Origin of the sequence: Bradyrhizobium altum, assembly GCF_020889705.1 — a bacterium.
Classification (GTDB): Bacteria; Pseudomonadota; Alphaproteobacteria; order Rhizobiales; family Xanthobacteraceae; genus Bradyrhizobium; species Bradyrhizobium altum.
Window position 1 is genome coordinate 22,324 of sequence record NZ_JACMYP010000117.1, and the last position, 4,605, is coordinate 26,928.

Consider the following 4,605-nt stretch of genomic DNA (forward strand, 5'->3'; position numbering starts at 1 on the left):
CAGACCAAACGCTACGGCTTCAGCGTCTCGAGGAAGCGGACCGGCTCGCCCGTCGACGGCGTCGTGACTTCTCCCTGCCACATCACACGCCTGCCGCGCACGAAAGTGCCGACCGGCCAGCCCTGCACCCGCACGCCGTCATAAGGCGTCCAGGCCGCGCGCGAAGCGATCCATTTGTTGGTGATGGTCTCGCTACGCTTCAGATCCACCACGGTGAAGTCGGCATCATAGCCCGCCGCGATGCGGCCCTTGCAGGCGATGTTGAACAGGCGCGCCGGACCCGCGCTGGTGAGGTCGACGAACCGAGCCAGCGACAGCCGCCCGGCGTTGACGTGATCGAGCATCAACGGCACCAGCGTCTGCACGCCGGTCATGCCTGACGGCGAGGCCGGATAGGTCTTGGCCTTCTCCTCCAGCGTATGCGGCGCGTGGTCCGAGCCCAGCACGTCGATGATGCCCTGCTCGATGCCGTACCAGATGCCGGCGCGGTGATCGGCCGAGCGCACCGGCGGGTTCATCTGCGCCAGCGTACCGAGCTGCTCGTAGCACTCCGGCGCGGCCATCGTGAGGTGGTGCGGCGTCGCCTCGCAGGAGGCGACATCCTTGTGGTCGCGCAGATACAGAATCTCTTCCTTGGTCGAGATGTGCAGCACATGGATGCGCTTGCCGGTCTCGCGCGCGAGATTGACCAGCCGTTCGGTCGCCATCAGCGCCGCGGTCTCGTCGCGCCACACCGGATGCGAGCGCGGGTCGCCCTCGATCCGCAGCGGCTTGCGGTCGTTCAGGCGATACTCGTCCTCGGCGTGGAACGCGGCGCGGCGCCGGATCACCTGAAAGATCCGCCGCAGGCTCTCGTCGTCCTCGACCAAGAGCGCACCGGTGGAGGAGCCGATGAACACCTTGACGCCGGCGCAGCCCGGGGCGCGCTCGAGCTCCGGCAGGTCCTGCACGTTCTCGCGGGTGCCGCCGATGAAGAACGCGAAGTCGCAATGCATGCGATGGTGGCCGCGCTTGATCTTGTCGGTGAACGCCGCTTCCGTGACGGTCAGCGGGTTGGTGTTCGGCATCTCGAACACGGCGGTGACGCCGCCCATGACGGCGCTGCGCGAGCCGGTCTCGAGATCTTCCTTCTGCGTCAGCCCGGGCTCGCGGAAATGCACCTGGGTGTCCATCACGCCCGGCAGGATATGCAGGCCCTTGCAGTCGATCACCTCGCCGGCCGAGGCCTGGCCGAGCGCGCCGATCGCGGCGATGCGGCCATTCGTGACGCCGATATCGCGCACGCCCTCGCCGTCCTGATTGACCACGGTGCCGGATTTTAGAATGGTGTCGAAATGCTGATTCATCGGTCCTCGGCGCCCGCTTTCGGCTGTCGCGCGGGCCTTGTTCGGCGCACTCTAGCGCCTTAGCTTGGCAGGGGATATCCGCGAGGACAGCGTTTCCCAAGGAACTTGGAAAAAGAGCCAATTTGCGAATGAAAGCAGCGTTTCTTCCAGATCGGGGCGTGGTCAAAATCTCTGGCGAGGACGCCCGCAACTTCCTCAACGGCCTCATCACGACCGATGTCGAGCAGCTGGCCCCGGGGCAGGCCCGGTTTGGTGCGCTGCTGACGCCGCAGGGCAAGATCATCGTCGATTTCCTGATCACCGAGATACCCACAGGCCATGGCGGTGGCTTCCTGATCGACGCGCCGCGCGCGCTCGCCAAGGGGCTTGCCGACAAGCTCGGCTTCTACAAGCTGCGTGCCAAGGTCGTGGTCGAGAATCTCTCCGACAGTCTCGGTGTGCTGGCAGCCTGGGACGGCGAGCCGGCGGCGATCCCTGATCTCGCTTTCGCCGATCCACGCAATGCAGCGCTCGGCTGGCGTATCCTGATCCCGGAAGATCTGAAGCAGAAGCTTGCTGAGCTGATCGGCGCCGACCTCGTCGACTCCGGCGCCTATGAGGCGCATCGGATCGCGACCGGCGTGCCGCGCGGCGGCCTCGACTTCATGTATGGCGACGCCTTCCCGCACGAGACCAACATGGACCACCTGCATGGCGTCGATTTCGACAAGGGCTGCTATGTCGGCCAGGAGGTGGTGTCGCGCATGCAGCATCGCGGCACGGCGCGGACCCGCACGGTGAAGGTCATTCTCGATGGTCCCGCCCCCGAAGCGGGCGCAACGATCCTCGCCGGCGACAAGCAGGTCGGCACCATCGGCTCGACCGCAGGGCAAAACGGGCTCGCGCTGGTGCGCATCGACCGCGTCGCCGATGCGCTCGATGCCGGCCTCGCGCTGACCGCGGGCGGCCTGTCGCTTCACCTCGCCGAACCCAACGTTGTCCGCCCCGCACCCAAGCAGACCGTCGCATGAGCCGTACCGCGAAACTGCATCCCGACGGCAAGACGCGATGCCCCTGGCCGGGCGAAGATGCGTTCTATGTTGCCTATCACGACAATGAATGGGGCGTGCCGGAGTATGACGACCGCGCGCTCTACGAAAAGCTGATCCTCGACGGCTTCCAGGCCGGCCTGTCCTGGATCACGATCCTGCGCAAGCGCGAGAATTTTCGCAAAGCCTTCGACGATTTCCAGCCCGAGAAGATCGCGCGCTACACCGACAAGAAGGTGCATGCGCTGATGAACGATGCCGGCATCGTCCGCAACCGCGCCAAGATCGAAGGCACGGTCGCGAGCGCCAAGTCGTATCTCGAGATCATGGAGAAGGGCCCCGGCTTCTCGAAATTCCTGTGGGACTTCGTCGACGGCAAGCCGAAGGTCAATCAGTTCAAGAGCACCGCGAGCGTTCCCGCTTCGACGCCGGTCTCGATCAAGGTCTCCAAGGAGCTCGGCGCACGCGGCTTCAAGTTCGTCGGCCCCACCATCGTCTACGCCTTCATGCAGGCGACCGGCATGGTCAACGATCACCTCGTCACCTGCTTCTGCCACGAGTCTTGCAGCGGCAAGCTCCGCAGCCCGCGGCTCAAGAAGAAATGACTTCGCGTAAATCGACGGAGACCACCCGCGCCTGGCAGCGGATGTTGTCCGGACGCCGGCTGGACCTGCTCGACCCGTCGCCGCTCGATATCGAGATCGGCGACATCGCGCATGGACTGGCGCGGGTCGCGCGCTGGAATGGCCAGACTTCAGGCGCGCACATCTTCTCGGTGGCGCAGCACACGCTGCTGGTTGAGGCCGTGATGCGTCAGCAGATGCCGCGCGTCGATATCCGCCATCGTCTCGCTGCATTGCTGCATGACGCACCGGAATATGTCATCGGCGACATGATTTCGCCGTTCAAGGCGGTGCTATCAGGCGAATACAAGGCGGTGGAGAAGCGGCTGCTGTCGGCGATCCATATCCGCTTCGGCCTGCCGGCGGTGCTGGCGGATGAGATCACGCAGCAGATCAAGGCTGCCGACCGCGGCGCCGCGTATCTGGAGGCGACGCATCTGGCGGGATTTTCGCAAGCCGAAGCCAGGCGGCTGTTCGGCCGCGATCCGGAATTGCCCGAGGCGACCGAACGCGACTATCTGACGCCATGGACCGCCGCGAGGGCCGAAAAGCAGTTCCTCGAACGCTTCAAGGCATTACACGCATCGTAGGCGCGGCGCCGCGAAGCGTGCGGCCGGTTGCGCCGCAAAACCAAGAGCGGGCATCGCGCCGCCCGGCTTTGCCCACCCGGGAGCAGCCGTTATAATCGGGCGCACCGATAGCTAAGGACCATCATGCTTCACGTCTGCTCGCTTGCCGCGCTCCCCGACACGGTTCGTGCCACCGGCGCCAGCCATGTGCTCACCGTGATGGCCAATGTCGATCAGGTACAGCGGCCGCCCTCCGTGCTTCCGGCCAACCATCTGAAGGTATCGATGGACGACATCATCGAACAGATGGACGGATTCGTTGCCCCCAATGAGACGCATATCGAGAGGGTGCTGGCCTTCGTGCGCGGCTGGGATCGCCGTGCGCCGATGGTGGTGCATTGCTACGCCGGCATCAGCCGCTCGACCGCAAGCGCATTCGCCACGGTCTGCGCGCTCAATCCGCACCGCGACGAAATGTCCATCGCCCGGCTGATCCGCGAGGCCTCGCCGATCGCGGCGCCCAACCGGCTGATCGTCAGCCTCGCCGACAAGGCGCTGGGCCGCGAGGGCCGGATGCTGCGCGCGCTCGATGCGATGGGCCCCGGCAGCATGAGCGTCGAAGGCCGGCCCTTCCACATCGATCTGGAATAGCGCGGCGGGCCACGCCCGATCGATTGAACTTCCAGTCCGCTCAACTGCACTACTAGAGCGGGATGACATTTCTTCGAATCGTCATCCCGCTCTAGTTCTTTGATTTGAGCATGATCTTTTCGGAAAACCGCACACACTTTTCCGGATCATGCTTTAGGTTGCGACGGGCGGCCGGCTGGCCGATGGTCCGGCGCGTCCCGCCGGAGGCCCAATGTTCGATTCGCCGTTCGATTTCCTCACGCTCGTCATCGCCATTGTCGCGATCATCTTCGCGCGCAAGGCGCTGGGCCAGATTGCGGTGCTGCAGCGCCGGCTGGATGCGATCGAGGCCGCAGGCGTGGCCGCCGCACGGACGGCCGTGCCCCCGCCGCTGACGCCGCTGCAGGAG

Annotated in this window: 5 protein-coding genes; 4 read left to right on the top strand and 1 reads right to left on the bottom strand. The window is 65.2% G+C overall.

Going from position 1 to position 4,605, the window contains the following annotated elements; all coding sequences use genetic code 11:
* Nucleotides 1–11: 11 nt before the first annotated feature.
* Nucleotides 12–1,346, bottom strand: a complete 1,335-nt coding sequence (locus H8B02_RS25810) for a dihydroorotase (protein ID WP_229168844.1) — start codon at nt 1,344–1,346, stop codon at nt 12–14.
* A 128-nt stretch (nt 1,347–1,474) separates the two neighbouring features.
* Here H8B02_RS25810 and ygfZ point away from each other — a divergent pair, with 128 nt between their 5' ends.
* From ygfZ to H8B02_RS25830, 4 genes are all read left to right on the top strand, one after another.
* Nucleotides 1,475–2,356, top strand: coding sequence for a CAF17-like 4Fe-4S cluster assembly/insertion protein YgfZ (gene ygfZ / locus H8B02_RS25815; protein ID WP_229168845.1), 882 nt, complete (start codon nt 1,475–1,477; stop codon nt 2,354–2,356).
* Nucleotides 2,353–2,979, top strand: a complete 627-nt coding sequence (locus H8B02_RS25820; protein WP_229168846.1) for a DNA-3-methyladenine glycosylase I — start codon at nt 2,353–2,355, stop codon at nt 2,977–2,979. The genes ygfZ and H8B02_RS25820 overlap by 4 nt, the downstream gene beginning before the upstream one ends.
* A complete protein-coding gene (locus tag H8B02_RS25825; protein WP_229168847.1) occupies nt 2,976–3,587 on the top strand; it encodes a YfbR-like 5'-deoxynucleotidase in 612 nt (203 codons plus the stop codon). Before H8B02_RS25820 ends, H8B02_RS25825 begins: the two co-directional genes overlap by 4 nt.
* A 123-nt stretch (nt 3,588–3,710) precedes the next feature.
* Nucleotides 3,711–4,217 carry a tyrosine phosphatase family protein gene (locus tag H8B02_RS25830; protein WP_229168848.1) on the top strand — a complete coding sequence of 169 codons (507 nt, stop codon included), beginning with the start codon at nt 3,711–3,713 and terminating at the stop codon, nt 4,215–4,217.
* Nucleotides 4,218–4,605 lie beyond the last annotated feature (388 nt).